The 25,497-nt window shown below is 71.5% G+C and carries 20 protein-coding genes; 11 read left to right on the forward strand and 9 right to left on the reverse strand.

Annotated features, from left to right (window positions below; genetic code table 11):
• Positions 1-47: 47 nt before the first annotated feature.
• Positions 48-1,718 carry a phosphoenolpyruvate--protein phosphotransferase gene (gene ptsP, locus DEJ49_RS04740; protein WP_150182669.1) on the forward strand — a complete coding sequence of 557 codons (1,671 nt, stop codon included), beginning with the start codon at positions 48-50 and terminating at the stop codon, positions 1,716-1,718.
• A gap of 60 nt (positions 1,719-1,778) precedes the next feature.
• Here the strand turns inward: ptsP and DEJ49_RS04745 are convergent, their stop codons facing one another.
• Together DEJ49_RS04745 and DEJ49_RS04750 are read right to left on the reverse strand one after the other, a co-directional pair.
• A complete protein-coding gene (locus DEJ49_RS04745) occupies positions 1,779-2,672 on the reverse strand; it encodes a hypothetical protein (RefSeq protein ID WP_150182671.1) in 894 nt (297 codons plus the stop codon).
• Positions 2,673-2,760: 88 nt separating this feature from the next.
• The gene (locus DEJ49_RS04750) at positions 2,761-4,746 is read right to left on the reverse strand and encodes an acetoacetate--CoA ligase (protein ID WP_150182673.1); all 1,986 of its coding nucleotides are present in this window, start codon (positions 4,744-4,746) and stop codon (positions 2,761-2,763) included.
• Between the two features lie 212 nt (positions 4,747-4,958).
• Here DEJ49_RS04750 and DEJ49_RS04755 point away from each other — a divergent pair, with 212 nt between their 5' ends.
• Positions 4,959-7,322 (forward strand): glycoside hydrolase family 31 protein, encoded by a 2,364-nt coding sequence (locus DEJ49_RS04755; protein ID WP_150182675.1) that lies wholly within the window; start codon positions 4,959-4,961, stop codon positions 7,320-7,322.
• A 77-nt stretch (positions 7,323-7,399) separates the two neighbouring features.
• Here the strand turns inward: DEJ49_RS04755 and DEJ49_RS04760 are convergent, their stop codons facing one another.
• On the reverse strand, positions 7,400-7,930 hold the full coding sequence (locus tag DEJ49_RS04760) for an NUDIX domain-containing protein (RefSeq protein WP_150182677.1): 531 nt from the start codon (positions 7,928-7,930) through the stop codon (positions 7,400-7,402).
• A 72-nt stretch (positions 7,931-8,002) separates the two neighbouring features.
• On the opposite strand from DEJ49_RS04760, the gene DEJ49_RS04765 reads away from it, so the two are divergent.
• The 5 genes from DEJ49_RS04765 to glpK all read left to right on the forward strand — a co-directional run bounded on the left by DEJ49_RS04765 (position 8,003) and on the right by glpK (position 13,454).
• Entirely contained in the window at positions 8,003-8,818 is an 816-nt protein-coding gene (locus DEJ49_RS04765) for a M15 family metallopeptidase (protein WP_150182679.1), read from the forward strand.
• Positions 8,819-9,075: 257 nt separating this feature from the next.
• Positions 9,076-9,501 carry a Zn-ribbon domain-containing OB-fold protein gene (locus DEJ49_RS04770; protein WP_150188051.1) on the forward strand — a complete coding sequence of 142 codons (426 nt, stop codon included), beginning with the start codon at positions 9,076-9,078 and terminating at the stop codon, positions 9,499-9,501.
• Entirely contained in the window at positions 9,498-10,688 is a 1,191-nt protein-coding gene (locus tag DEJ49_RS04775; RefSeq protein ID WP_150182681.1) for a lipid-transfer protein, read from the forward strand. Before DEJ49_RS04770 ends, DEJ49_RS04775 begins: the two co-directional genes overlap by 4 nt.
• Before the next feature lie 440 nt (positions 10,689-11,128).
• Entirely contained in the window at positions 11,129-11,884 is a 756-nt protein-coding gene (locus DEJ49_RS04780) for an MIP/aquaporin family protein (protein ID WP_150182683.1), read from the forward strand.
• Positions 11,885-11,933: 49 nt separating this feature from the next.
• Positions 11,934-13,454 (forward strand): glycerol kinase GlpK, encoded by a 1,521-nt coding sequence (gene glpK, locus DEJ49_RS04785; protein ID WP_150182685.1) that lies wholly within the window; start codon positions 11,934-11,936, stop codon positions 13,452-13,454.
• An 81-nt stretch (positions 13,455-13,535) separates the two neighbouring features.
• Here the strand turns inward: glpK and DEJ49_RS04790 are convergent, their stop codons facing one another.
• From DEJ49_RS04790 to DEJ49_RS04805, 4 genes are all read right to left on the reverse strand, one after another.
• Positions 13,536-14,141: a GTP-binding protein gene (locus DEJ49_RS04790; protein WP_150182687.1), complete on the reverse strand. Its 606-nt coding sequence runs from the start codon at positions 14,139-14,141 to the stop codon at positions 13,536-13,538.
• A gap of 102 nt (positions 14,142-14,243) precedes the next feature.
• Positions 14,244-14,687 carry a DUF742 domain-containing protein gene (locus DEJ49_RS04795; protein WP_150165447.1) on the reverse strand — a complete coding sequence of 148 codons (444 nt, stop codon included), beginning with the start codon at positions 14,685-14,687 and terminating at the stop codon, positions 14,244-14,246.
• A gap of 9 nt (positions 14,688-14,696) precedes the next feature.
• Positions 14,697-15,137 (reverse strand): roadblock/LC7 domain-containing protein, encoded by a 441-nt coding sequence (locus tag DEJ49_RS04800; protein ID WP_150165449.1) that lies wholly within the window; start codon positions 15,135-15,137, stop codon positions 14,697-14,699.
• Positions 15,134-18,118 carry a nitrate- and nitrite sensing domain-containing protein gene (locus DEJ49_RS04805; protein ID WP_150182688.1) on the reverse strand — a complete coding sequence of 995 codons (2,985 nt, stop codon included), beginning with the start codon at positions 18,116-18,118 and terminating at the stop codon, positions 15,134-15,136. Before DEJ49_RS04805 ends, DEJ49_RS04800 begins: the two co-directional genes overlap by 4 nt.
• A 434-nt stretch (positions 18,119-18,552) precedes the next feature.
• Here DEJ49_RS04805 and DEJ49_RS04810 point away from each other — a divergent pair, with 434 nt between their 5' ends.
• Entirely contained in the window at positions 18,553-19,023 is a 471-nt protein-coding gene (locus DEJ49_RS04810) for a hypothetical protein (RefSeq protein WP_223832725.1), read from the forward strand.
• Between the two features lie 38 nt (positions 19,024-19,061).
• Here DEJ49_RS04810 and DEJ49_RS04815 read toward each other — a convergent pair whose 3' ends face one another.
• Together DEJ49_RS04815 and DEJ49_RS04820 are read right to left on the reverse strand one after the other, a co-directional pair.
• Positions 19,062-20,267, reverse strand: coding sequence for an NAD(P)/FAD-dependent oxidoreductase (locus DEJ49_RS04815; RefSeq protein ID WP_150182690.1), 1,206 nt, complete (start codon positions 20,265-20,267; stop codon positions 19,062-19,064).
• Positions 20,264-20,623 (reverse strand): bifunctional 3-phenylpropionate/cinnamic acid dioxygenase ferredoxin subunit, encoded by a 360-nt coding sequence (locus DEJ49_RS04820; protein ID WP_150182692.1) that lies wholly within the window; start codon positions 20,621-20,623, stop codon positions 20,264-20,266. The genes DEJ49_RS04815 and DEJ49_RS04820 overlap by 4 nt, the downstream gene beginning before the upstream one ends.
• Before the next feature lie 190 nt (positions 20,624-20,813).
• Between DEJ49_RS04820 and DEJ49_RS04825 the strand changes: the two genes are divergently transcribed.
• The 3 genes from DEJ49_RS04825 to DEJ49_RS04835 all read left to right on the forward strand — a co-directional run bounded on the left by DEJ49_RS04825 (position 20,814) and on the right by DEJ49_RS04835 (position 25,487).
• Positions 20,814-21,644 (forward strand): IclR family transcriptional regulator, encoded by an 831-nt coding sequence (locus tag DEJ49_RS04825; RefSeq protein ID WP_223832726.1) that lies wholly within the window; start codon positions 20,814-20,816, stop codon positions 21,642-21,644.
• A 292-nt stretch (positions 21,645-21,936) separates the two neighbouring features.
• Positions 21,937-23,022 (forward strand): S-(hydroxymethyl)mycothiol dehydrogenase, encoded by a 1,086-nt coding sequence (locus tag DEJ49_RS04830; RefSeq protein ID WP_150182694.1) that lies wholly within the window; start codon positions 21,937-21,939, stop codon positions 23,020-23,022.
• Complete coding sequence (locus DEJ49_RS04835) at positions 23,019-25,487, forward strand: FAD-dependent oxidoreductase (protein ID WP_150182696.1); 2,469 nt, start codon at positions 23,019-23,021, stop codon at positions 25,485-25,487. Before DEJ49_RS04830 ends, DEJ49_RS04835 begins: the two co-directional genes overlap by 4 nt.
• The last annotated feature ends 10 nt before the right edge of the window (positions 25,488-25,497 follow it).

Below are 25,497 nucleotides of genomic sequence, written 5' to 3' on the forward strand. Positions count from 1 at the left end.
CAACCACCGCGGCGGCTGGGCCCGTCGCACTACCGGAGACGGGTGAAATGGAGACAACGCTGCGAGGCGTCGGTGTCAGCCACGGAGTGGCGATCGGCGAGGTCCGGCACATGGGCACGGCGGTTCTCGAGCCGCCTGCCAAGCAGATTCCCGCGGAGGAGGCCGAGCGCGAACAGGGGCGTGCTCGCCAGGCCGTGGAAGCTGTGGCGGCCGACCTGAATGCGCGCGGCAATCTGGCCGGTGGCGAGGCCCAGGCGGTGCTCGAGGCGCAGGCCATGATCGCTCAGGACCCGGAGCTCATGTCCGACGTCGACCGGCGCATCACCGTCGGCAGCACGGCCGAGCGCGCTGTCTACGACGCGTTCTCCCACTACCGCGAACTGCTGGCCGGTGCCGGTGAGTACATGGCCGGTCGAGTGGCGGACCTCGATGACGTGCGCAACCGCATCGTCGCGCGCCTGCTGGGCGTCCCGATGCCGGGTGTGCCGGACAGCGACCAGCCGTACGTGCTGATCGCGCGTGACCTCGCGCCCGCGGACACCGCGCTGCTCGACCCCGCTCTGGTGCTCGGTTTCGTCACCGAGGAGGGCGGGCCGACCAGCCACAGCGCGATTCTCGCGCGTGCGCTCGGTGTACCGGCCGTGGTCGCGCTGCCGGGCGCCGGTGAGCTCGTCGAGGGCACGGTCGTGGCCGTGGACGGCAGCACCGGTGAGATCTTCGTGGACCCGAGTGCCGAGAAGCGGGAGCAGCTCGAGGCTGCCGCTGCCGAGCGCAAGGCCGCGCTGGCCGCGTCGACCGGTCCGGGTGCGACGTCCGACGGGCACAAGGTGCCGCTCCTCGCCAACGTCGGCGGTCCCGCCGACGTTCCGGCCGCCGTCGAGGCGGGGGCCGAGGGTGTCGGCCTCTTCCGTACCGAGTTCCTGTTCCTCGACGACAGCACGAAGGCGCCGTCGGAGGAGAAGCAGGTCGAGGCGTACCGCAAGGTGTTGGAGGCCTTCCCCGAGGGCCGTGTCGTCGTGCGTGTGCTGGACGCGGGTGCCGACAAGCCGCTGGACTTCCTGACGCCCGCCGACGAGCCGAACCCGGCGCTCGGTGTGCGCGGGCTGCGCTCGCTGCTCGACCACCCCGAGGTGCTGCGGACGCAGCTGACCGCGCTGGCCAAGGCCGCCGAGGGTCTGCCCGTCTACCTCGAGGTCATGGCGCCGATGGTCGCCGACCGTGCCGACGCCAAGGCGTTCGCGGACGCGTGCCGTGAGGCGGGGCTGCAGGCGAAGTTCGGTGCGATGGTCGAGATCCCCTCGGCCGCGCTGCGGGCGCGCTCGATCCTGCAGGAGGTCGAGTTCCTCTCGCTGGGCACCAACGACCTCGCTCAGTACGCGTTCGCGGCCGACCGGCAGGTGGGCGCGGTGTCCCGGCTGCAGGACCCGTGGCAGCCCGCGCTGCTCGACCTGGTCGCGCTGTCCGCGGAGGCGGCGAGCGCCGAGGGCAAGAGCTGTGGCGTGTGTGGCGAGGCGGCCTCCGACCCGCTGCTCGCGTGTGTGCTGACCGGTCTGGGTGTCACCTCCCTGTCGATGGGTGCGGCGTCCATTCCTTACGTGCGTGCGACGCTCGGCAAGTACACGCTGGCTCAGTGCGAGCGTGCCGCGTCGGCGGCGCGTGCCGCCGACAGTGCGGAAGAGGCCCGCAAGGCCGCGCAGGCGGTGCTGTCCGGCGAGTAGCCGGCAGACGCTTGTTTCGAGGGCCGCCCCGCCGTTCGGTGGGGCGGCCCTCGTGTGTGTTCAGTGGGTGTGGCCCCCTTCGGGTTCGTCGGTTTCGAGGCTCGGTGCGGCGCAGTAGTCGACGTCGGATTCGGGGGCCACGAGTTCGCCTGTGAGGGCGTCGGTGCAGTAGGCGTCGAAGACCTCGGCCTCGGTGAGGGGCTGGAGTCGGCCGCCGTTCATGCGCCAGCCCTGGACGCGGTCGCGGGTGCCGTGGGCACTGGAGCGGAGCACCATGCCTGCTGCGCGGCGGGTGGCGATGCCGACAGCGAGGACCGTCGCGAATTCGAGGGCCTCGGTGTGGTCGAGCAGGGCGCGGCCTTCGGTGTCCACCTCGACGTGGAGTGCGGCGAGGAGGGTCTCCGGGTCGGAGGGCACGCTGCACACGAGGTGGCGGGTGCCGGGCCGGGTGGTGTCGAGGGCCTGGGTGATGAGGGCGGAGGCCCGGTTGAAGGCGGCTTGTCCGATGTCCTCGCCGCAGGTCGCGCAGGTGCCTGCGCGGGCGAGGACGACGGTCGCGTACTCCCAGGTGGCTCGGCGGACCGCTTCGTCGACGAGGTCGGGGACGAGGTCGGCCAGGGGCTGTCCCTCGTACGGGATGGTGGGGCCGCCCGATGCCAGTGTCGCGGTGAAGCGGCTGCGGCTGTCGGAGGTGTCCGGGTTCAGGCCGGTCTCCGCGCAGTACTCCTGGTACTCCTCGGGGTCGAAGAGCGCAATGGTGGTGTGCCGGCCCTGCGAGGCGAGGGTCCTGAGGAGGCCTTCGACCTGCTGGAGGTAGGTCTCGTGGTCGTCGAAGGTGAAGGTGCGGTAGCGGCGCATGGCCGCGAAGTCCTCCTCGTCGGCCAGCAGGCCGATGGTTCCGGCGACTTCGCGGCGCAGTGCGCGTCGCATCGTGTCGTTGCGGGTGTCCGCCATGATTCCCCCTGCACTCGGTCGATCAATGCTCACTCACAGTAACGAGAGGCACTGACAATCGCCGCTGAGCTGGGGGAAAGTGGGGTCCTCAGGCTCGCTTGCGGGCCAGGTCCGCGTAGAAGTCGAGGAGTTCGAGGCGGTCGACGGAGCCCGGATTGACCGCCTTGTCCAGAGGGGTCCCTTGCAGGAGGCGCTTGACCGGCACTTCGATGCGCTTGCCGGTGAGGGTGTGCGGGATGCCGGGGACCTCGATGACCTCGTCGGGGACGTGGCGCGGGGAGAGCTGCTCGCGGATCGTCCGCTTGATCCGGTCACGGAGGGTGTCGTCGAGGGCGGCGCCCTCGGCGAGGTGGACGAAGAGCGGCATCCAGTAGCCGCCGTCGGGCTGTTCGACGCCGATGACGAGGGATTCGCGGATCTCTGGGAGGCGTTCGACGGCTTCGTAGATGTCAGCGGATCCCATGCGGACGCCCTGGCGGTTGAGCGTGGAGTCCGAGCGGCCGTGGATGACCACCGAGCCGCGTGAGGTGAGGGTGATCCAGTCGCCGTGCCGCCAGACGCCGGGGTAGGTGTCGAAGTAGCTGTCGTGGTAGCGGGCGCCGTCCGGGTCGTTCCAGAAGTGGATGGGCATGGACGGCATGGGGTTGGTGACGACCAGTTCGCCGACCTCGTCGGTGAGCGGCTTGCCGTGGGGGTCCCAGGACTGCAGGTCCGTGCCGAGGCAGGGTGCCTGGAGTTCCCCGATGTGCACGGGAAGCGTGGGGACGGCTCCGGCGAAGCAGGAGCAGACGTCGGTGCCGCCGCTGACCGAGGCGGTCCACAGTCCGCCCGGGGTGTCGGCGAACTCGTCGTGCAGCCAGCGGAAGCCGTCCGGTGGCAGCGGGGAGCCGGTCGTGGCGACGCAGGTGACGCGGGAGAGGTCGAAGTCGCGGGCGGGGTGGACATCGGCCTTGCGGCAGGCCATGACGTATGCGGCCGATGTGCCGAAGAGGGTGGCTCCGGTGCGTTCGGCGATGCGCCACTGGGCCGCGGTGTCGGGGTGGCCCGGGCTGCCGTCGTAGAGAACGATCGTGGTGCCCGTGAGGAGGCCGGAGACGAGGAAGTTCCACATCATCCAGCCGGTGGAGGTGTACCAGAAGAAGCGGTCGTCGGGGCCGAGGTCGCAGTGCAGACCGAGCTGCTTGAGGTGTTCGACGAGGATGCCGCCCTGGGACTGGACGATCGCCTTGGGCAGGCCGGTGGTGCCGGACGAGTAGAGCACCCACAGGGGGTGGTCGAACGGCACGGCTTCATAGCTGGGGGCGGTGTCCCCCGAGGTGAGGGCCGACCATTCCAGGGCGCCTTCGGGGGCCTCGGTGCCGAGCAGCGGGATGTGGACGACCGCGCGGAGGCTGGGCAGTTCGGAGCGGAGTTCGGCGACGGTGTCGCGGCGGTCGTGCTCCTTGCCTCCGTAGCGGTAGCCGTCGACGGTGAACAGGACGACGGGTTCGACCTGCTGGAAGCGGTCGAGGACGCTGCGGGCGCCGAAGTCGGGGGCGCAGGAGGTCCAGACGGCGCCGACGGCCGCGGTGGCCAGGAGGGCGACGACGGCCTGCGGGATGTTCGGCAGGTAGCCGCTGACGCGCTCTCCGGGGCGTACGCCGAGGGTGCGCAGTTCCGCCGTGAGGGAGCCGACTTGGCGGCGCAGCTCGGCCCAGGTGACGGACTGCGGGTCGTGGCTCTCGTCCACGTGGAGGAGGGCGGGGGTGTCCGCGCGCGTGGGGTCGTCGGCGGCGCGCAGTGCGTGTTCGGCGTAGTTGAGGGTCGCGCCGGGGAACCACTCGGCTCCGGGCATGGTGCGGTCGCCCAGTACGCGCGCGTAGGGGGTGGTGAAGCGGACGTCGAACCAGTCGGTGACGGCCTTCCAGAACGTCTCGAGCTCGGTCACCGACCAGCGGTGCAGCGCTTCGTAGCCTCCGTCGGCCGGGGCTCCGTAGCGCTCGGCGGCCCAGGCCTGGAACCGGGTGACCTGCGCTTCGGCGATCCTCTCCGGGCTCGGCTGCCAGAGCGGCGCAGGGTTCGCTGAGGACGTCATGGGGCGGCTCCCGGACTGTACGCGTCGTATGCGTGGAGTGCGCACGTGCTGGGTGTGCGCGTGAACACGGCTGCAAGGACGATGCCACGTGATCGACTTCCGCACCAGGGTGTGCCTCACACAGTCGGCTGCGTGACTGTGTGGTGTCACCCCAGGTGAACGGCCAATGAACGGGGCACACATATGGCTTCTTCGGTGGCAGGGTGAGCAGCATGAACGGTCGTGACCTGGTGCGTTCGGTGAAGGTGGTCGGCATGGTCGGCACGGCGCAGGGGTTGCGCACGGTGCGCTCCTCGTGGCGCAGATGGCGGGCGGACGCGGCGGCGGTCGTGCCGCCGGGCACGGAGCGCGCGCGGGTGCCGGGGCCCGTGACGGGGATGGAGCAGGAGCCGGGTGGTGGGGTGGTGCGGTTCGCCCGTGCCGAGCTGCGGGTGCGGGTGACCGCGGGCGGGGCGGTCTTCCTGGGGTGGGACGGGGCGGAGCCCGAGCCGTCGTACGCGGTGGCGGGCCGGAGCCCCGAGCCGGATCCTCGGGCCGTCCTGGAGCCCGACACGGAGGGCGGCTGGCGGGTGGTCTCGGAGCGCGTGACGGTGGTCGTGTCGCGGTACGGGGCGGTGGAGCTGCGCACGCCCGGCGGTGTGACGTTGCGGCGGGATCTGCCGCCGCGCTGGTGGGAGCGGGCCGACGGTGGCGCGGGGCGCTGGGTGCAGCGGTCGGAGGTGCCGGCGGAGGCGCGGTTCTTCGGTCTCGGCGGCCGGTCCTCCGGGCCCCGGCTGCGGAACGGGACGTACCGGCTGTGGAACACGGATCCTGGTGGGTCCTTCGGGCCGGGCGACGATCCGCTGTACATCACCATGCCGGTGCAGATGGTGGTGGCCGACGCCGCCACGCATCTGGTGTTCCACGACAACACGTGGGAGGGCGCCGTCGCGGTCCACGAGGGCGTGGAGGGTGCCGGTTCCGGTCACGACAGGCCCGGTTCGTGCGAGGTGCGGATGAGTGGCGGCCCGCTGCGGTACTGGGCGATGGTCGGCACTCCCGCGCGCGTGCTGCACACATGGGCGTCGCTCACCGGTCCGCCGGCGCTGCCGCCCGCGTGGGCGCTCGGGCATCATCACGCGCGGTGGGGCTTCGGCAGCGAGCAGGAGGTGCGGCGGATCGTCGCCGGCTATCAGGAGCGCGGGCTGCCGCTGGACGCGGTGCACCTGGACATCGATCACTACGAAGCGCATCAGGTGTTCACCGTCGACAGGGAGCGGTTTCCGGAGCTGCCGCAGCTCGCGGACGAGTTGCGCAAGGGCGGGATCCGGCTCGTGTCGATCGTCGACCCGGCGGTGAAGTCCGAGCGGGGAGTGGAGGCGTACGACAGCGGGATGGCAGCCGATGTCTTCGTGCGGGATGCGTCGGGGCGTCCGGTGCGCGGTGTCGTGTGGCCCGGGGAGGCGGTGTTTCCCGATTTCACCGATCCACGCGCGCGTGAGTGGTGGGGCACGCTCTACAAGGAGCGTCTCGATCAGGGCTTCTCGGGTTTCTGGCACGACATGAACGAGCCGGTGTCGTTCGCGGCCTTCGGTGAGGCGACGCTGCCGCGGTCGGCGCGGCACTCCCTGGAGGGGCGTGGCGGTGACCATCGCGAGGCGCACAACGTGTACGGCCTCGCGATGGCCCGCGCCGGGTACGAGGCGGTGCGTGCGCTGCATCCCGAGGAGCGGCCCTTCTTGTTCTCGCGTTCCGGATGGGCGGGGATGCAGCGCTACGGAGGGACGTGGTCCGGGGACGTGTCGACGGGCTGGCCGGGGCTGCGGGCGTCGCTGTCGCTGGTGCTGGGGCTCGGGTTGTGCGGTGTGCCGTACTCGGGTCCTGATGTGGGGGGCTTCGACGGGAGCCCGTCGCCGGAGCTGTATCTGCGGTGGTTCCAGCTGGGTGCGTATCTGCCGCTGTTTCGTACGCATGCGGCGATCGGGGCGGGGCGGCGTGAGCCGTGGGAGTTCGGCGACGAGGTGCTGGGGCACGCGCGTGAGGTGCTTGTCGAGCGCAGGCGGCTGTTGCCGTACTTCGTGACGCTGGCCCATCTCGCGCGGCGTACCGGCGCTCCTTATGTGCGGCCCTTGTGGTGGGGGAACCCGGAGGACAGGGCGTTGCGGGACTGTGAGGACGCGTTCCTGCTCGGTGATTCCTTGTTGGTGGCGCCGGTGCTGGAGGGCGGTGCGATACGGCGGACGGTGCGGTTGCCGCGGGGGCGCTGGTACGACACGGTGACCGGCCGGGCGTACGAGGGGCCCGCGAAGGTGCTGGTGGACGCTCCGTTGTCACGCGTTCCGGTGTTCGCGCGTGCGGGCACGGTGCTGCCGGTGCGCGGAAGTGACGGCGGCATCGAGTTGGAGGCGTGGGCGCCTGCCCGGGGGCGTTCCGGGGGCGGCCTCGTGGTGGCCGACGCGGGCGACGGGTGGGCGGAGGCGGAGCTCGAGCGGTTCACGACGCGGTGGAGCGAGGGGCAGGTCGTCGTCGAGCGGGAGGGGGGCGAGGACGGGCCCGCACCGGGGCGTCCGGTGCGGGTGCGGGGTGTGGACGGGTGAGGTTCAGCCGCGGTGCCGGGGTCGGCTGCGGCTGAGAGGTGTGGTGCGGCCCGCTGGGGGCCGGTGGCGGTTGCCGGTCAGTAGCGGCCCTCGAACCAGGCGCGTGCCGCCAGTGTGTGCAGGGGGAAGGCGAGTTCTTCGGGGCGGCGCAGCAGGTGCCGGCCTTCGGTCTCGTCCGTCGGGGCGGACGGCGGCAGGTCCGCGGCGGGCCGTGCGGGGAGGAGGCCGAAGAGCAGGAGGTGGCCGTCGGTCGCGCTCATGGCGTCGGCCAGGCGGACGTCGCGGCTCTCCGCTCCGATGCCGGTCTCTTCCTTCAGCTCGCGCACGACCGCGTCGCGCCAGTCCTCCCGGTCGTCGATGAAGCCGCCGGGGAGCGCGATGCCTCCCCGCGCGGGAGGGATGGTGCGGGTGATGACGACCAGGCCGGTGCCCTGGGTGTCGTACACGGGCTGGAGCGCGACCGCGACGGGCAGCGGGTTGCGATAGGCCACCGCGCCGCAGTCGGCGCAGGTGCGGGGCCAGCCCTCGGGCTGGCCCTCGTAGGACGTTCCGCAGCTCGAACAGTGGGAGCCCGGAACGGAGTTGGTGGAGTGTGGGGATGCGGACACGCCGCGGACTGTATCCGATCCCTGTCGCGCCGGTCTTTCGCGGGTGGTGGTGGTCCTGATAGACGCTGGGACATGACAGGACTTGTCCCCGCCCTGCGGAATCTCGCCCTCTGTGCCGCCGCTCTGCTCTCCGTGGCCGCCTCTCCCTCCCCCGCGTCCCCCACGCACGCGCGTGCCGAGCCGAAGGCTCCAAGGGAGTTCGTCGCGCTGCGCGACGTCGACCCGACGATCATCCAGGAGATGCGTTACTTCACGCCGCACAACTTCGTCGGCGAGCCCGTCGACGGATACAGGAAGCCGATGTGCATCCTCACCGAGCCCGCGGCGAAGGCCCTGCACAAGGCGCAGCGCAAGCTGCTTCGCAAGGGCTACTCCCTGAAGGTGTACGACTGCTACCGGCCGCAGCGGGCCGTGGACCACTTCGTGCGCTGGGCCGAGGATCTCGCCGATGAGCGCATGAAGGCGGAGTTCTACCCCCATGTCGACAAGTCGCGGCTCTTCGCGGACGGGTACATCGCGGAGAAGTCCGGGCACAGCCGGGGCTCCACGGTGGATCTGACGGTGGTGCGGCTGCCGGCTCCGCCGACCCGGCCGTACATCCCCGGAGAGCCGCTCAAGCCCTGCTTCGGCCCGCGCGCCGAGCGCTTCCTCGACAACTCCGTGGACATGGGGACGGGGTTCGACTGCTTCGACACGCTCTCGCACACGGACGATCCCCGGATCAGGGGGAAGCAGCGCGTCAACCGTGACCTCCTGCGTGACGCGCTGGGCAGGGAGGGGTTCGTCAACCTCCCCGAGGAGTGGTGGCACTACACGTACAAGCCCGAGGCGTTCCCCGACACCTATTTCGACTTCCCGGTCTCCCGGAAGTCGCTGCGGGGGAAGTGAGGCCATCGGCACCACAGGTGACGCAAGGGGTGTCCGGGACCACCCCCGTCGGCCCCGGACACCCCCTACCGATACTCGGACGCGAAAGAAGGCCATCCGGTTCACCGCGGCTGCCTGATTTCACTCCTTCGGCGAAAGCCCGCCGTCTCATGACGGATTTCGGCACCCCCTGACGAAAGTCGGTTGCCCGTGGCACACTTCTGACGTTCCGTCAGATCCAGTGCTCTGGAGGAGACTTGTCGCGAACACGCACGCCCGTGGTGGCCAACTGGTTCGCCGGGGAAGGTGACGACTTCCGCCTGCTGGGCACGCGCTGCACCGCGTGCGCCTGTGTCTTCTTCCCGCGCGAGGACGGGTTCTGCCGCAATCCGGGCTGTGCGGGCGGCGAGCTGGCCGAGGTGCCGCTGTCGCGGCGCGGACGAGTCTGGTCGTACACCGACGGCCGCTACCGGCCCCCCGCTCCCTACGTCTCGGACCCGGAACTTCCCTGGGAGCCCTACACGTTGATCGCTGTGGAGCTGGAGGCGGAGCGCATGGTGGTGCTCGGGCAGTCCGTGCCCGGGGTCTCCGTGGCCGATCTGGAGGTGGGCATGGAGGTGGAGGTCGTCCCGGGCGTCCTGGACGAGGACAGCGGGACGACATGGACGACCTGGCACTGGCGGCCCGTGGAGGTGGGCGCATGACCACGGAGGTGGCGGTGCTCGGCGCGGGCATGCACCCCTGGGGCAAGTGGGGGCGCGGTTTCGTCGAGTACGGAGTGGCGGCCGCGCGCGCGGCGCTCGCGGACGCCGGCGTCGCGTGGCGGGACGTGGGTTCGATCGTCGGGGCCGACACGGTCCGCGGCGGCTATCCGGGGTACGTGGCGGGGGCCACGTTCGCCAGGGCGCTCGGCTGGCAGGGCGCACGCGTGGCGAGTGTGTACGCGGCCTGCGCGTCCGGCGCCCAGGCGATCGGCGCGGCACGGACGCAGATCCTCGCGGGCATGGCAGACGTGGTCCTGGTGGTGGGCGCCGACGCGGCACCGAAGGGGTTCTTCCGTCCGGCGGGCGGGGACCGGCCCGACGACCCCGACTGGCTGCGGTTCCGCGTCCTCGGAGCGACCAACCCGGCCTACTTCGGCCTGTACGCGCGTCGCCGGATGGCCGTGCACGGCGACACCCTGGAGGACTTCGCCCAGGTCAAGGTGAAGAACGCCGCGGCGGGCGCGCTCAACGCGAACGCGCGCTACCGCAAGGCGGTCACCGCGGAGGAGGTCGCCGCGTCGGCCGTGGTGGCCGATCCGCTGCGGCTGCTCGACATCTGTGCCACCTCGGACGGCGCCGCGGCCCTGGTGCTCTCCAGCATGGAGTTCGCCCGTCGTCACGGAGCGGCGGATCCGGTGCGCATCCGCGCGGTGTCCACCGTCACCCCGACGTACCCGACGACGGTGCTCGACCTGCCGGACATCGCGACGGACTCGGCGGCCGTCGTGGCCCCCGCCGACGGGACGTTCCGGTCGTCCATCGCGCGAGCGGCGTACGAAGAAGCGGGCATAGGCCCGGAGGACATATCGCTGGCGGAGGTCTACGACCTGTCGACCGCCCTGGAACTGCAGTGGTACGAGGACCTGGGCCTGTGCGGCGAGGGCGAGGGCGCCAAGCTGCTGCGCGACGGAGTGACGGCGCCCGGCGGACGCGTGCCGGTGAACACCAGTGGGGGTCTCGCCTCCTTCGGGGAGGCGGTGCCGGCGCAGGCCATCGCGCAAGTCTGCGAAGTGACGTGGCAGTTGAGAGGGACGGCAGGGGCGCGTCAGATCGAAGGGGCGCGTGTGGGGGTCACCGCGAACCAGGGCCTCTTCGGACACGGGTCGTCGGTCGTGGCGGTGCGCTGAAGCCCTCCACGGGGCCGCGGAGCGGCTCGGTGCGAGCCATCGGGCACCCCGGGCGGCGGGCGGCCCCAGGGAGCCCGTGACGGGCGCCCTGGGGGAAGCCCACGCGGCGGTTAACCGTTGCCGTCCGCGACCTTGACGCTCCATCACCATCGGTGAACACTTCCGGGTGTCAGTCGGCGTCGCCGCACCTCGGCTCCCCGCGCACAGAGCCTCTGCGCGCGTGCAGGGTCGGCACAAAGGGCCTGTTCAGCCTCTTCGACAGGTCATCCCCCATCGGCGATCCGGCTGTGACGGCACGCTCGCCATGGGCGCCGGGCGGGGCTCGGGAGACCTCTGCCTCCGGCTGCGTCAGCCGGGCGTATCCAGGCGGTAGTCGTGGGAACGCACCCTGCACGGAGGACCGGGGCGCACCGCCCCGGGCGAGGGCCTAGGAGCCGCCCATGTACTCGAACGGGGACATCTTCGTCGGTGAGGTCATCGGCACCGCGATTCTGATTCTGCTCGGCGCCGGCGTGTGCGCCGCCGTCACACTCAGCCATTCGAAGGCGAAGGCCTCCGGGTGGGTCGTCATCGCCTTCGGATGGGGCTTCGGCGTGCTCGCCGGCGCGTACACCGCGGGCCCGCTCTCCGGTGGTCACCTCAACCCCGCCGTCACGCTCGGCATCGCGATCGACACCGGGGAGTGGGACAAGACCTGGATCTACGTCCTCGGGCAGATGGTCGGCGCGATGCTGGGTGCCGTCCTCGCCTACCTCGTGTACCTGGCCCAGTTCAACGCCAATGTCACGCGCGGCGCGAAGGGCGACTCGGAGGGCGTGCACGTGCCGACGCCGACGCTCGGGATCTTCTCCACCATCCCCGAGATCCGGAACCCGGTCGCCAACATCATCACCGAGGTCATCGCGACGGTCGCCCTGGTACTGCCCATCCTGGCCTTCGGGCTCACCAAGGGCCTCGGCGAATCCGGCACACAGACGCTGATCGTGGCCTTCCTCGTCGTCGGCATCGGCCTCTCCCTCGGTGGTCCCACGGGGTACGCCATCAACCCCGCGCGCGACCTCGGTCCGCGCATCGTGCACACGTTCCTGCCGATCCCCAACAAGGGCACGTCCGACTGGAGCTACGCCTGGATCCCGGTGGCAGGGCCCCTGATCGGCGGCGCTCTCGCGGGCCTCATCTACAACGCAGCCTTCTGAGTCTGCGCAGCCTTCTGAGTCTTCTCACCAAGGTCATCAAGGGGTAGCCATGCCGGACAGCTCCGAGAAGTTCGTCGCCGCCATCGATCAGGGCACCACCTCGAGCCGTTGCATCATCTTCAACCAGGACGGCGCGATCGTCGCCGTGGACCAGCGTGAACACCGCCAGATCTTCCCCAAGCCCGGCTGGGTGGAGCACGACGCCACCGAGATCTGGTCCAAGGTGCAGGCGGTGGTCGCCGGGGCGATCGCCAAGGCCGGGCTCCGCGCCGACCAGCTGAGCGCGCTGGGCATCACCAACCAGCGCGAGACCACCGTCCTGTGGGACCGCGCGACCGGCAAGCCCGTGCACAACGCGATCGTCTGGCAGGACACCCGTACCTCGGCGCTCTGCAACGAACTGGGCGGCGCGGACGGCCAGGACCGCTTCCGCGAACAGACGGGCCTGCCCCTGGCGAGCTACTTCTCCGGGCCCAAGGCCGCCTGGCTGCTCGACAACGTGCCGGGGCTCAGGGCCCGCGCCGAACGCGGCGAGATAGCCTTCGGCACCATCGACTCCTGGCTGATCTGGAACCTCACGGGCGGCACCGACGGCGGCAAGCACGTCACCGACGTCACCAACGCGGGCCGCACCATGCTGATGAACCTGGAGACGCTCCAGTGGGACCAGTCGATCCTTTCGGCGATGAACGTCCCCGAAGCGGTGCTGCCGGAGATCAGGTCGTCGGCGGAGGTGTACGGAACGGCGGTGGGCCAGCTTGCCGGAGTGCCCGTCGCCTCCGCCCTGGGCGACCAGCAGGCGGCCGTTTTCGGGCAGGCCTGCTACGACACAGGGACGGCCAAGAACACGTACGGCACGGGCAGTTTCCTGCTGCTCAACACCGGCAACAGGCCGGTCCCCTCCAAGAGCGGTCTGCTCACGACGATGGGATACAAGATCGGCTCCGAGGCACCGGTGTACTGCCTGGAGGGGTCGATCGCGATCACCGGCGCCCTGGTGCAGTGGTTCCGGGACCAGCTCGGCATCATCCGCAACGCGGATGAGATCGAGACTCTCGCGGCGAGCGTCGACGACAACGGCGGGGCGTACATCGTGCCCGCGTTCTCCGGCCTGTACGCGCCCTACTGGCGCTCCGACGCGCGCGGCGTCGTCACCGGACTCACCCGGTACGTCACCAAGGCGCACCTCGCGCGTGCCGTCCTGGAGGCGACGAGCTGGCAGACGCGCGAGGTCGTGGACGCCATGTACCAGGACTCCGGGGTGCGGATCACCACCCTCAAGGTGGACGGCGGCATGACCAAGAACAACCTCCTGATGCAGCACCAGGCCGACGTTCTGGGTGTGCCGGTGATCCGTCCCAAGGTCTCCGAGACGACCTGTCTGGGCGCGGCGTACGCGGCCGGGCTCGCGACCGGCGTGTGGAGCGACCTGGACGAGCTGAAGGCGCACTGGCAGCAGGACGTCGAGTGGAGCCCTCGCATGGACGCCACGTCGCGGGACCGCGAGTTCCACAACTGGCACAAGGCGGTGGAGCGGAGCTTCGGCTGGCTGGAGGAGGACGAGGGCTGACGGCCGGCCGGACAGAGCCGCGGCCCGTACCCCAGTCGGCGGGGGTACGGGCCGCAGCGGTGGGCGGAAGCTGATCGCGTCCTACGTAGTGGCGGGTTCCCGGGCCGCCGCTGCCGCTGTCATCGCGTGTTCGACGACGTCGATGAGGACTTCCTTGACGGTCTCGCGGTCCCGCGCGTCGCACAGCACCACGGGTACGTCGGGGTCGAGATCGAGGGCCTGGCGCACGACGTCGGCCGGGTAACGGTTGGCACCGTCGAAACAGTTGACGCCCACGACGAAGGGGATGGAGCGTCGCTCGAAGTAGTCCACGGCCGCGAAACAGTCCTCCAGGCGCCGCGTGTCGGCGAGGACGACGGCGCCCAGCGCGCCGGTCGCCAGCTCGTCCCAGAGGAACCAGAAGCGGTCCTGTCCGGGCGTGCCGAAGAGGTACAGGACCAGGTCCTCGCGGAGCGTGATGCGGCCGAAGTCCATGGCCACGGTGGTGGTGTGCTTGCCCGCGACGCCGCTGGTGTCGTCGACGGGCCGGCCCGCCTCGCTGAGGGTCTCCTCGGTGCGCAGCGGCTTGATCTCACTGACCGCGCCGACCAGCGTCGTCTTGCCGACGCCGAAGCCGCCGGCCACGAGGATCTTCAGCGTGACCGGCTCGACGGGGGCCTTGCCGCGCTCAGTGCGCTTGAAGATCATCGCTCACTTCTCCTGCATCGGTGGTGTCGCGCGGGGGTCGGTCCGTATCCGCCGCCGCCAGGGGTTCGATCACGCGTACGTCTCCGGGCACCGCCGCGCCCCTCAGAGCGCCCGGAGGCCGCTGATCACATCGCGCAGAATGCTCTCGTCCGGCAGCTCGGCGGGGGGCACGGGACGGGTCACGTGCACCAGTTCGTCGTCGACGAGGTCCCCTATGAGGACGCGGACCACGCCGATGGGCAGGTCGAGTTCGGCCGCCAGCTCGGCGACCGACTGAGGCGTGTCACGGCACAGCCCGACGATGTCCACGTGCTCCGGAGACAGCGTCCGGTCGGTCTCCGGGACGTCGTACGCGTGGGCCTCGGTGACGACGACCGCGATCAGGTCGAGCCGGTGCTGTCCGTTGCTCGTCGTGCGGCCGCGCGTCATGGCGTACGGCCGCACCACGGGGCCTGCGTCGTCGTCGAACCAGCGGGGCGACTCCTGCGCCCGCGGTAAATTCCGCGTTCTTGTGGTTCTCTGCGTCCCTCGACCGTCTTCGCTCATGGCCTCCCACTACCCCCCGGCGGGCAGATCCGTGCGCGGCGCCGTACCCAGATGCACGCCCACCCGCTTGACCAGCAGCGTCATTTCGTACGCGACCAGGCCGACGTCGGAATCCGCGTCCGCGAGGACGGCGAGGCAGCTGCCGTCGCCCGCGGCCGTGACGAAGAGGAAGGCGTCGTCGAGCTCGACCACGGTCTGCCGGACCCGGCCCGCCTCGAAGTGCCGCCCCACGCCCTTGGCGAGGCTGTGGAACCCGGAGGCGACGGCGGCGAGGTGCTCGCTGTCCTCCCTGGTCAGGTTCTTCGACACGCCGGTCGGCAGGCCGTCTCCGGAGAGCACGAGTGCCTTGCGGATGCTGGCGACGCGCTGCACCAGGTCGTCGAGGAGCCAGTTCAGCTCACCCCGTCCCCCGGTCGTGGTGGTGCGTGCGTCGGCATTCGGTGCGGTCATCGACCGTCCCCCTCGGGTGTCGTTCCTGGTGCTGTGCCGTTCGTGGCGTCGTCGCCCGCGGCGTTTTCGTCGCGGCCGCGCTGCCAGCCCCGCTGGAGCGATGCCATGCGGCTGCGTACCTCTTCGGCGTCCCGCTCCTCGGGCCGGGTCTCGGCGCGCGGGGAACGGCGGTCGGGTCCGTCCTTCAACTGCGGGGCCAGGTTGGCCTGTCGTACGCGGCGGGGCAGTCCGCCCACCGTGGTCGTGGCGGGGCGGCCGCGTGACGGGAGGTCGGCCGGCACGTCGTCGACGGCGGTGACGTCGCGGTGCGGCGGGGCCAGGTCGGGCCAGGAGGGCTGCCGGCGCGGGCCCTGCGGGGACGGCATCTCGTCCTCGGCGGCCGGGTCCAGCGGCCTGCTGTCCGTGGACCTGTCCTCCTGGAAGCGGCGGTCCGCCGGGAAACGGCCGTCGGTCGGAAAACGGCCGTCGGTCGGAAAGCGGCTGTCCGTCTGCGGGGGGTCGTCCGTCCGGAACCGGTTGTCCGCGGGAAAACGGCTGTCTTCGGAGGAGCGGCTTTCCTGGGCTCTGCCTCCGGAGAGGCGGTTTTCCTGCGACCTGTCGTCGGGGAAGCGGCTGTCCTGGGGCTTGGCGTGCGTCACCGGGCGGCCGTTGGAGCGGACCAGTTTGGGGGTCCTGCGGCGCGGCAGCGGAACGGGACCTCCGGAGTGGGCGTCCTCGGCGGAGTCGTCGTCGGCGGGCGCGGTGTCCCGGCGGGTCGGCTCGGCGCGGCCCGCCTCGCGGTCGTCCCGGGCCTGCTGGTGCTGTTCTCCGGGCGTGCCCGCCACCCGGCGGCGGGGCCGGAAGAGGCCGCCGCGCTCGCTGTCCTCGTCGTCGAGGGAGCCGGGGAAGCCGTCGAGGTCCGCCATGCCGACGGGTGCCTCGAGCTCGACGGGGCCGTCGAGGACCGACGCGGGCAGGCCCGGCAGCTGCACGGGCACCTGGGCGAGGGCCGCGGCACGGTCGACGCCTTGGTCGGCGCCCGCGACGGCGTCCTTGGTCCGTGCCCGGTCGATCCGGAAGCCGGCGCCGTCGGTGTCCGGCACGTCATCGGTGAGGAGGGACTCGGGGATGAACACGACGGCCGTCGTGCCGCCGTACGGCGAGGGCTGCAGCGAGACACGGACACGCTGGCGCTGCGCGAGCCTGCTGACCACGAACAGGCCGAGCCGGTCGGTGTCGGAGAGCTCGAACTCGGGGGTCTCCGCGAGGCGCAGGTTGGCGTCCAGGAGGGCGTCGGGGGTCATGCCGAGGCCCCGGTCGTGGATCTCCAGGGTGAAGCCGTTGGCGACGTGCTCACCGAGCACCTGGACGGCGGTGTGCGGAGGCGAGAACACCGTGGCGTTCTCCAGGAGTTCCGCCATGAGGTGCGTGAGGTCGGCGACCGCGGGTCCGGTGACCGCGATGCGGGGCAGGCGGCGCACCTCGATGCGTTCGTAGTCCTCGACCTCGGCGACGGCCGCGCGGACGACGTCCATGAGCTGGACAGGCTTGCGCCACTGACGCGAGGGGGCGGCGCCGGACAGGATGACGAGGCCCTCCGCGTGCCGCCGCATGCGGGTGGTCAGGTGGTCGAGCCGGAACAGGTCGGCGAGCTCGTCGGTGTCCTCGGTCCTGCGCTCCATGGTGTCGAGGAGCGTGAGCTGCTTGTGCAGCAGGACCTGGCTGCGGCGGGCGAGGTTGACGAAGACCTCGGAGACGCCGCGGCGCAGGTCGGCCTGTTTGACGGTGGCCTCGACGGCGGCGCGCTGCAGGGTGTTGAGGGCCTGGCCGACCTGGCCGATCTCGTCCTTGCCGTACGTCAGGCGGGGCGCCTCGGTCTCCACGTCGACCTGTTCGCCGGCGGCCAGGCGGCGCAGCACGCCGGGCAGCCGGACGCCGGACGCCTCGTGGGCCTCGAGGCGCAGGCGGCGCAGGTCCCTGATGAGGCTGCGGCCGATGCGCACGGACAGGAAGAGGGAGACCAGGAGGGCCAGCAGGCCGAGCACACCGGCCGCGATGACGCGGACGATCACTCCGACGGCCGCGGGCTCGACGCGGTCCTGGAAGCGGTCGGTCGCCTCCATGTTGCTCTCGGAGAGCTGCTTGAGGACGCGGCCCGCGGCCTCGTCCCAGTGGGACGCGGTGACCACGCGCGGGGTGCCTGGCCCGCCCTCGATGATGGCCTGCTCGGCCTTGCGCAGCTGGGTGGTCTCGGTGCCGTTCCAGTAGCGCTCGTAGCGGGCGCGGTCGTCCTCGGGGAGCTGGGCGAAGTTCACTTCGAAGAGGAGCCCGCGCTGCGCCCGCAACTCGGTGGCCTGACGGATCTCGGACTTGGTGATCCGCCCGGCGACGAGCGCCGAGCCGATGAGCGCGTCCTCGCGGGACAGCAGCTCACGCGCGCGGGTGGCGCCGACGAGCGCACGGCCCTGCTGGTCGTACTTCATGTCGTCGAGGCCGGAGAAGCCGTTGAGCGTGCTCAGCAGGTCGAAGTAGGGGTCGATCAGCTCCGTGTACATCTTCAGGGCGCCGGCCCGGGTGATCGTGCCCTCTTCGACGCCGCGGCGCAGCGGGTCGATGCTGTCGAAGGCCTCGACCAGCTCGTTGAGCCGCTTGCGCGATTCCCCGCTGACGCCGTCGCGGACGTCCGGGTCCTGGGCGTTGGCCCGGATCTTGTCGATCATCCGGTCGGTCGCCGTGCGGCTGCGGCGCAGCGCGGACATGGCGTCCGAGGCCCGCGGGTCGGCGAGGTAGACGAGGGTCTGGCGGCGCTCCTGCTGGATCACGCGCGCCGTGTCCTCGACCGGGTAGGCGAGCTTGTCGACCACGTTGACCGAGTCGACGAGGCTCAGCGCCTGGCGGCCCGTGATCACGGTGGCGAAGGCCCAGATCGCCGTGAGGGAGAGCAGCGGCACGAGCAGCAGCGCCACGATCTTCCTGCGGATGGACTTCCCGCGAAAGCGCATGGCCTCCCCCAGATCGGCCCCCTGCGGCCGTTGCACGGGCCAGGGGCACACATGTGCGTCAACAAACGGCGCGAGCCTACTACTGACTCACGGGCAACTCGAAGGCGCATCCGAACGCTTTTCGGCCGTGACGCGAAAGGGACGTCCGCAGTTGTCCCTCCATTACGGGAGATTGCGTCCCAGCATGTGGCACCTCTTCCCGGGCCTCATCCGCCGTTGTACGCACGCCAGTTGGCCGGAATTCTTCGCTGCACGGAAGCGGAACGGGAATCTTTCGGATCTCTCGTTCGTCCTTGATGAAGAGAGCCGCGGGCCGCGTTCAGGTCACCGGCGCACCCCGGGCACCTGACGGGGCGGGGGACATGAAGCGCGGCAGAACGGGCAGTCCGGAGGGGGACCCGTGAACGGCCGCGAGCATCGGGGGGAGAGACGCGATGATGGGTACGGCAGAGCGCCCCAGGGAATCCTGGGGCGGGCAGCAGCGGGAGAGGGAGCGGCACGAAACGGCGGAGCAACGGCCGCCGTTGTGGGTCGAGGAGCCCGCGCGCAGACGGCGGCTGCCCGATCCGGTGCGGACGGCCGCGGTGCGAGCGGTGATCATAGTCGCGCTCACGCTCGTGCAGGCGATGGTGGCGTTCCTCGCCGCTCTCGCGGGGTCGTGGCTCTCCTTCCCCATGGTGCTGAGCAGTGTGGCGAGCACGGTCGTCGCCACCTGGGGCGTGCTGGACGTATGGGTGACCCGGCAGGTGTGGAACCAGCGCAACGGCGTGGTGTCGATGCCGAGCAGCACGGCGCGGCGGCTGCGGCGCGAGCGGCGCCGGGCCCGGCGTGAGGCGCGTGCCGTGGCGCGTGGGAAGGGACGCATACACGGGCGCAGCGGGCCGGGCCAGTTGTCGCACTCCTGAGCGGCGCGAGTCATGCCTGACGGCGGCTCGCGGTCGGCTCAGACCGCGGCGAGTTCCGCCGCCCGGTCGGCGGCCAGGCCCCTGCGCACCTTCATGAAGGGACGGGCGCGGTCGATCGCGAGGACCGCCGTGGTGCGTCCCGCGCGTTCGTAGACGGCAAGGAGCCCTTCTCCGCGTGGGCCCGTCGGCGGGCCGCCGCCCAGGTCGTCCGGCGAGCCCTCGACGATGCGTACGGTGTCTCCGTCGCTCCTGCGGCCGGCGAACTGGATGCGGGAGCCGTACTGGTCCGACCAGAAGTAGGGCAGGGAGTGCGCCGTCTCGACCGTGTGTCCGGCGAGCAAGTTGCGCACGGCTGTGCGCGGTTGTTCCGTGGCACTCGTCCAGTGCTCGGCGCGGACCCCGCCCGCTCTGGCGACATCACCCACCGCGACGACCTGGGGCAGCGCCGTCACACAGCCGTCGTCACAGAGGACCCCGTCGTCCACCGCGAGAGGAGAGCCCGCGAGCCAGTCCGTGCGAGGTGTCGCCCCGATGCCGACCACGACCACGTCGGCGGGCAGCAGCCGCCCGTCGGCCAGTTCGACGCCGGTGACAAAGCGACCGGCCGCACCGCGAAGCCCCGCCACGCCTACCCCTGTGAGCAGTTCGGCCCCGCCGCGCGCATGCAGTCCCGCGCACACTGAGGCCATCTCGGGGCCGAGTTGGGCCGTGAGCGGCAGAGGGGCCGCCTCGACCACGGTGACGTCATGGCCCAGGGCCACGCACGAGGACGCGGTCTCGGCGCCGATGAAGCCGCCGCCGATCACCACGACGCGCTGCGGGCCGCGCGCCAGCTCTGCCCGCAGCGCGCGGGCGTCGTCCAGCGTGCGCAGGGTGTGGACGCCCGCGAGCGGTGGCCCGGGGAGGCGCCGGGCCGCAGCGCCGGTGGCGATGACGACGCCGTCGCCCGCCACGGTGCGGCCGTCGTCGAGGACGATCGTGCGGCCGCGCGCGTCGAGCGCCCCGGCTCGCGCGCCGAGCAGCCACTCGGCGGCGAGTTCGGCCGTCTCCTCCTCGTCGGCGAGGGCGAGTTGCTCCTCGTCCGCGGTGCCGGTGAGGAAGCCCTTGGACAAGGGGGGACGGTCGTACGGGGCGTGCGGTTCGGCGCCGATGACGACCAGGCGGCCGTCGAATCCCTGGGCGCGCAGTTCCCTGGCCGCGTACAGGCCGGCGAGCGAGGCGCCCACCACGACGACGGTCCTCATGCCGCGGACCCCTTCTCGGCGGCGCCCGCGCCGCCGTCACCCGGGGCGCCCGCGTCGGAGGCGACGAGTACATGGATGACGCCGTCCTCCACGTACACCTGGTGGGTGCGCAGGGGGCGGCGGGCCGGGAGGCACGTGGGCCTGCCGGTGCGAAGATCGAAGGAGGCGGCGTGCAAGGGGCACTCGATCAGGCAGCCCTCCAGCCAGCCCTCCGAGAGGGAAGCATCCTGGTGGCTGCACGTGTCGTCGATGGCGTAGAGCTCGCCGTCGGCGTTGAACACCGCGACGGGCGGTGTGGTGTCGAGACGGACGGAGTCGCCTGCGGGGAGGTCTTCAAGGCGGCATACGGGGATCATGGGCCCCCCTCTGGGTGTGATTCGGCCCGGCTCCTGGCCTCTGGCGGGCCAAGACCCTTCGGTAACATGATGTTTCGCATGGCGCACGAGGGAGCGCTATGCGCAACAGAATCCGGGTGGGGCGCCCATCGCGTCAAGGGCTTCCCGAAGACGCGGCTTCAACAGGCCGCCAGGTGGTGAGAGTTCAGATATGACGGGCGACCGGAAACAGGCTGATCAGGACAGGGCACCCCGCGGTGAGCCGCGGGAGAAACAGCCGAAGGGGGCGGCCGGATCCGTCCAGTCCGTGGACCGCGCGGTGAGCGTGCTGGAGATCCTCGCGCGGCACGGCGAGGCCGGGGTCACCGAGATCGCCGATGAGCTGGGCGTCCACAAGTCGACGGCGTTCCGGTTGCTCGGGGTCCTGGAGAACCGGGGTCTCGTCGGTCAGGCGAAGGACCGCGGGAAGTACTTCCTGGGCTCGGGGATACTCCGGCTCGCGGGGGCGGCGGCGGTGCGCATGGACATCTCCCAGGAAGGCGGACCGGTCTGCCGTGAACTCGCGGACGAGCTGGGCGAGACGGTCAACATCGCGGTCCTGGACGACGATGCCGCCGTCAACATCATGCAGGCTCGCGGCCCCGCCTCGGTGACGGCGCAGAACTGGCTCGGCCGGCGCACCCCGCTGCACGCCACCTCCAGCGGAAAGGTGCTCCTCGCCCATCTGCCGACCACGCTGCGCGAAGGCCTGATGGCCCGCACCCTGCCGCGCCTGACCGAACACACGGTGACGGGCACGGCGGCGCTGCGCGGGGAGCTGGAGACCGTGGTCGAGCAGGGCTTCGCCATGGCCGTCGAGGAGTTGGAGGTGGGCCTCGCCGCCGTCGCCGCGCCGGTGCGCGCACACGACGGAAAGGTGATCGGCGCCCTCAGCGCCTCCGGCCCCGTCTACCGGCTGACCGAGGACCGTCTCACCGAGCTCGGCAAGCGCACCGTCGCCGCCGCCGTCGAGCTGTCCCGGCGGATGGGGTACGGCTTCTGAGATTTGCCGCGCCCCGCTCCCGCCCGTGACGCAACTGGTGCGCGGGCGGGGCGCGATGGCAGGGGGCGCAGCGTCGCAGCGTACGAACTCATGAGGGCGGAGCCGGAAGTTCACGGCTCCGCCCTCACGCGTGCGTACGCGCCCCCGTGCGCCCCCGATAGCGGCGAACGGCTTGGCTCCACCCTCTTGACGGCCTCTTGATGGCGTTCTCACTATGTCTCCCATAGCGCAACCGAACGTGCAGGACGCAACAACACCGCCACGCCGTGCGCAACAGCAGAGGAGTCTGGCCGTGCCCCACGAGGTCCGTGCCGTCGTCGCCCCGAAGAAGGGCGCGCCCGTCGAGGTGCAGACGATCGTCGTGCCAGATCCCGGCCCCGGAGAGGTTCTCGTCTCCGTACAGGCCTGCGGGGTCTGCCACACGGATCTGCACTACCGGGAAGGCGCGATCAACGACGACTTCCCGTTCCTGCTCGGCCATGAAGCGGCCGGCACCGTCGAGGCGGTGGGCGCCGACATCGACGGACTCGTCCCCGGCGACTGCGTCGTCATCGCCTGGCGTGCCCCCTGCGGGGCCTGCCGCTCCTGTCTCCGCGGCCGCCCCTGGTACTGCTTCGACTCGCGCAACGCGACCCAGCCCATGACGCTGCTCGACGGCACGCCGCTGAGCCCCGCCCTCGGGATCGGCGCCTTCGCCGAGAAGACGCTGGTCGCCGCGGGGCAGGCCGTGAAGGTCGACCCGGCGGCCCGCCCCGAGGCCGTCGCCCTGATCGGCTGCGGCGTGATGGCGGGGTACGGGGCCGCGGTGAACACCGGCGGGGTGGGCCGCGGCGACACGGTCGCCGTCATCGGCTGCGGCGGCGTCGGGAACGCCGCGGTGGCCGGGGCGGCCCTGGCGGGGGCCCGCCGCGTCATCGCCGTCGACATCGACGACGCCAAACTGGACGGGGCGACCCGGTTCGGCGCGACGCACACCGTCAACTCGCGCGGCACGGACGCGGTCGCGGCGGTCCGTGAGCTGACCGGAGGGCACGGGGTCGACGTCGCCATCGACGCCGTCGGCACCCCGTCGACGTACAAGCAGGCTTTCTACATGCGTGATCACGCGGGCGTGCTCGTCCAGGTCGGCGTGCCCGATTCGGAGATGTCGGTCGACCTGCCGCTGATCGATCTCTTCTCGCGCGGCGGCGCCCTCAAGTCATCCTGGTACGGGGACTGCCTGCCCACCAGGGACTTCCCGATCCTCGTCGATCAGTACCTCACGCGCCGTCTCGACCTCGGCGGTTTCGTCTCCGAGACCATCACGCTGGACGAGGTGGAGGAGGCGTTCGCGAGGATGCAGCGGGGCGAAGTGCTGCGGTCGGTGGTGGTCCTGTGAGCCCCGGCCGGGCCTCGGGGGCCCGCGTAGCGATCGTCGGAGCCGGCATCGTCGGCTGTTCGCTCGCCGACGAGCTGACGGCCCGCGGCTGGACCGACGTCACCGTCCTCGACCAGGGGCCGCTGCCGGCACCCGGCGGTTCCACCTCGCACGCGCCCGGCCTCGTCTTCCGGACGAGCCCTTCGAAGACCCTCACCGCGTTCGCCGCGTACACCGTCGAGAAGTTCAGCTCCCTGGAGGCGGACGGCCTCTCCTGCTTCAACGCCGTCGGCGGTCTGGAGCTCGCCACCACGCCCGAGCGCTGGGCCGACCTGCACCGCAAGGCCGGTCTCGCCGCGTCCTGGGGCGTGCGTGCCGAGCTCGTCGGCCCCGCGCGCTGCAAGGAGCTGTGGCCACTCATCGACGAGACCCTCGTCCACGGAGGGCTGTACACGCCCGAGGACGGCCTGGCCCGTGCCGTGCCCGCCTGTCGCGCGCAGATGGAACGGGCACGCGCGCGTGGAGCACGTTTCCTCGAACGGCACACCGTGACGGGCATCGAAAAGGACGGCGGCCGCGTCACCGCCGTCGTCACCGACCGCGGCACCTTCCCCGCGGACCACGTCGTCTCGGCCGCCGGATTCTGGGGACCGGTCATCGGCCGGATGGCGGGAATCGACATCCCCCTGCTGCCGCTCGCCCACCAGTACGTGAAGACCGCGCCCCTGCCCGAGCTCGCGGGCCGCAACGACCCGCGCGCCGAGGCGTCCCGGCCGATCCTCCGCCACCAGGACCGCGACCTGTACTTCCGGGAACACACCGACCGCATCGGCATCGGTTCGTACGCCCACCGCCCGATGCCCGTCGACCCGTTCACCGTCCCCGCCTATGACGACGCCGAGGACATGCCGTCCTCGTACCCCTTCACCGAGGAGGACTTCGCGCCCAGCTGGGAGGACTGCCGGCAGCTCCTGCCCGCGCTGAAGGGGGCGGAGATCGCGGAGGGCTTCAACGGCGTCTTCTCGTTCACGCCCGACGGCATGCCCGTGCTCGGCGAGTCCCGCGCGTTGCGCGGCTTCTGGCTGGCCGAGGCCGTGTGGGTGACGCATTCGGCGGGCGTCGCCAAGGCGGTCGCCGAGTGGATGGTCGACGGGCGGCCCTCGCTCGACCTGCACGAGTGCGAGCTGACGCGCTTCGAGGACGCCCAGCGCTCCCCCGCGTACGTGGCGGAGCGCGGCGCGCGGCAGTTCGTCGAGGTGTACGACGTCATCCACCCGCTCCAGCCGGTGGACCGGCCTCGGCCCCTACGGGTCAGCCCCTTCCACGTCCGCCAGCAGGAGCTGGGGGCGGTCTTCCTGGAGGGAGGCGGCTGGGAGCGCCCGCACTGGTACGAGGCCAACGCCCCGCTGGCCGAAGGCTTTCAGGGGCACGTACGCGACGCCTGGTCGGCCCGTCACTGGTCACCCGTCGCCGCGGCCGAGGCGCGCGCCACCCGCGAGCGCGTCGCCCTCTACGACATGACGCCGCTGCGCCGCCTGGAGGTCACCGGCCCGGGATCCCCCGCCTTCCTGCAGCGCATGACCTCCAACAACCTCGCCAAGAAGCCCGGTGCGGTCACCTACACCCTCCTCCTCGACGAGGCGGGCGGCATCCGTTCCGACCTGACCGTCGCGCGGCTCGCCCTCGACCGGTTCCAGGTCGGCGCCAACTCCCCCGCCGACCTCGACTGGCTGCTCCGCCACGCCCCCGACGACGTCCACCTCAGGGACATCACCTCGGGGACCTGCTGCATCGGTGTGTGGGGGCCGCTGGCCCGCGCGCTCGTCCAGCCGCTCACCCGCGACGACTTCTCACACGAGGCATTCGGCTACTTCAAGGCCAGGGAGACGTACATCGGCCACGTCCCGGTGACCGCGATGCGCCTGTCGTACGTCGGTGAACTGGGCTGGGAGCTGTACACCACCGCCGATCTGGGGCTCCGGCTCTGGGACACGCTGTGGGAGGCGGGGCGGGCGCACGGCGTGATCGCGGCCGGCCGATCCGCCTTCAACAGCCTGCGCCTGGAGAAGGGCTACCGCGCGTGGGGCCACGACATGACCACCGAACACAACCCCTACGAGGCGGGCGTCGGCTTCGCGGTCCGCATGAACAAGGGCGACTTCGTGGGGCGTTCGGCGCTCGAAAAGCTGTCCCAACCGACGCAGCAGGAGCTCGGGCGGTCCGCGCGGAAGCTCACCGCCCTGCTGCTCGACGACCCCGCCGCGGTCGTCCTCGGCAAGGAACCCGTGTACGTCGACGGCGTCCCCTCCGGGTACGTCACCAGCGCCTCGTACGGGTACACCCTGGGCCGCTGCGTCGCCTATGCCTGGCTGCCGCCCCTGGAGACGGGCACCGGCGTCCACATCGAGTACTTCGGCGAGAAGGTTCCCGCGACGGTCGCCGAAGAGCCCCTGTTCGACCCGGAGATGTCCCGCATCCGCCGCTAGCCGCCAGGAG

This window comes from Streptomyces venezuelae (genome assembly GCF_008642335.1).
Classification (GTDB): Bacteria; Actinomycetota; Actinomycetes; order Streptomycetales; family Streptomycetaceae; genus Streptomyces; species Streptomyces venezuelae_F.

Coding starts and splice junctions, on each gene's coding strand:
- glpK (WP_150182685.1), top strand. CDS start 11,934: ATGCCGGACAGCTCCGAGAAGTTCGTCGCCGCCATCGATCAGGGCACC.
- DEJ49_RS04815 (WP_150182690.1), bottom strand. CDS start 20,267: ATGAGGACCGTCGTCGTGGTGGGCGCCTCGCTCGCCGGCCTGTACGCG.
- DEJ49_RS04750 (WP_150182673.1), bottom strand. CDS start 4,746: ATGACGTCCTCAGCGAACCCTGCGCCGCTCTGGCAGCCGAGCCCGGAG.
- DEJ49_RS04825 (WP_223832726.1), top strand. CDS start 20,814: ATGACGGGCGACCGGAAACAGGCTGATCAGGACAGGGCACCCCGCGGT.
- DEJ49_RS04820 (WP_150182692.1), bottom strand. CDS start 20,623: ATGATCCCCGTATGCCGCCTTGAAGACCTCCCCGCAGGCGACTCCGTC.
- DEJ49_RS04805 (WP_150182688.1), bottom strand. CDS start 18,118: ATGCGCTTTCGCGGGAAGTCCATCCGCAGGAAGATCGTGGCGCTGCTG.
- DEJ49_RS04800 (WP_150165449.1), bottom strand. CDS start 15,137: ATGACCGCACCGAATGCCGACGCACGCACCACCACGACCGGGGGACGG.
- DEJ49_RS04765 (WP_150182679.1), top strand. CDS start 8,003: ATGACAGGACTTGTCCCCGCCCTGCGGAATCTCGCCCTCTGTGCCGCC.
- ptsP (WP_150182669.1), top strand. CDS start 48: ATGGAGACAACGCTGCGAGGCGTCGGTGTCAGCCACGGAGTGGCGATC.
- DEJ49_RS04745 (WP_150182671.1), bottom strand. CDS start 2,672: ATGGCGGACACCCGCAACGACACGATGCGACGCGCACTGCGCCGCGAA.
- DEJ49_RS04775 (WP_150182681.1), top strand. CDS start 9,498: ATGACCACGGAGGTGGCGGTGCTCGGCGCGGGCATGCACCCCTGGGGC.
- DEJ49_RS04810 (WP_223832725.1), top strand. CDS start 18,553: ATGATGGGTACGGCAGAGCGCCCCAGGGAATCCTGGGGCGGGCAGCAG.
- DEJ49_RS04755 (WP_150182675.1), top strand. CDS start 4,959: ATGAACGGTCGTGACCTGGTGCGTTCGGTGAAGGTGGTCGGCATGGTC.
- DEJ49_RS04780 (WP_150182683.1), top strand. CDS start 11,129: ATGTACTCGAACGGGGACATCTTCGTCGGTGAGGTCATCGGCACCGCG.
- DEJ49_RS04795 (WP_150165447.1), bottom strand. CDS start 14,687: ATGAGCGAAGACGGTCGAGGGACGCAGAGAACCACAAGAACGCGGAAT.
- DEJ49_RS04790 (WP_150182687.1), bottom strand. CDS start 14,141: ATGATCTTCAAGCGCACTGAGCGCGGCAAGGCCCCCGTCGAGCCGGTC.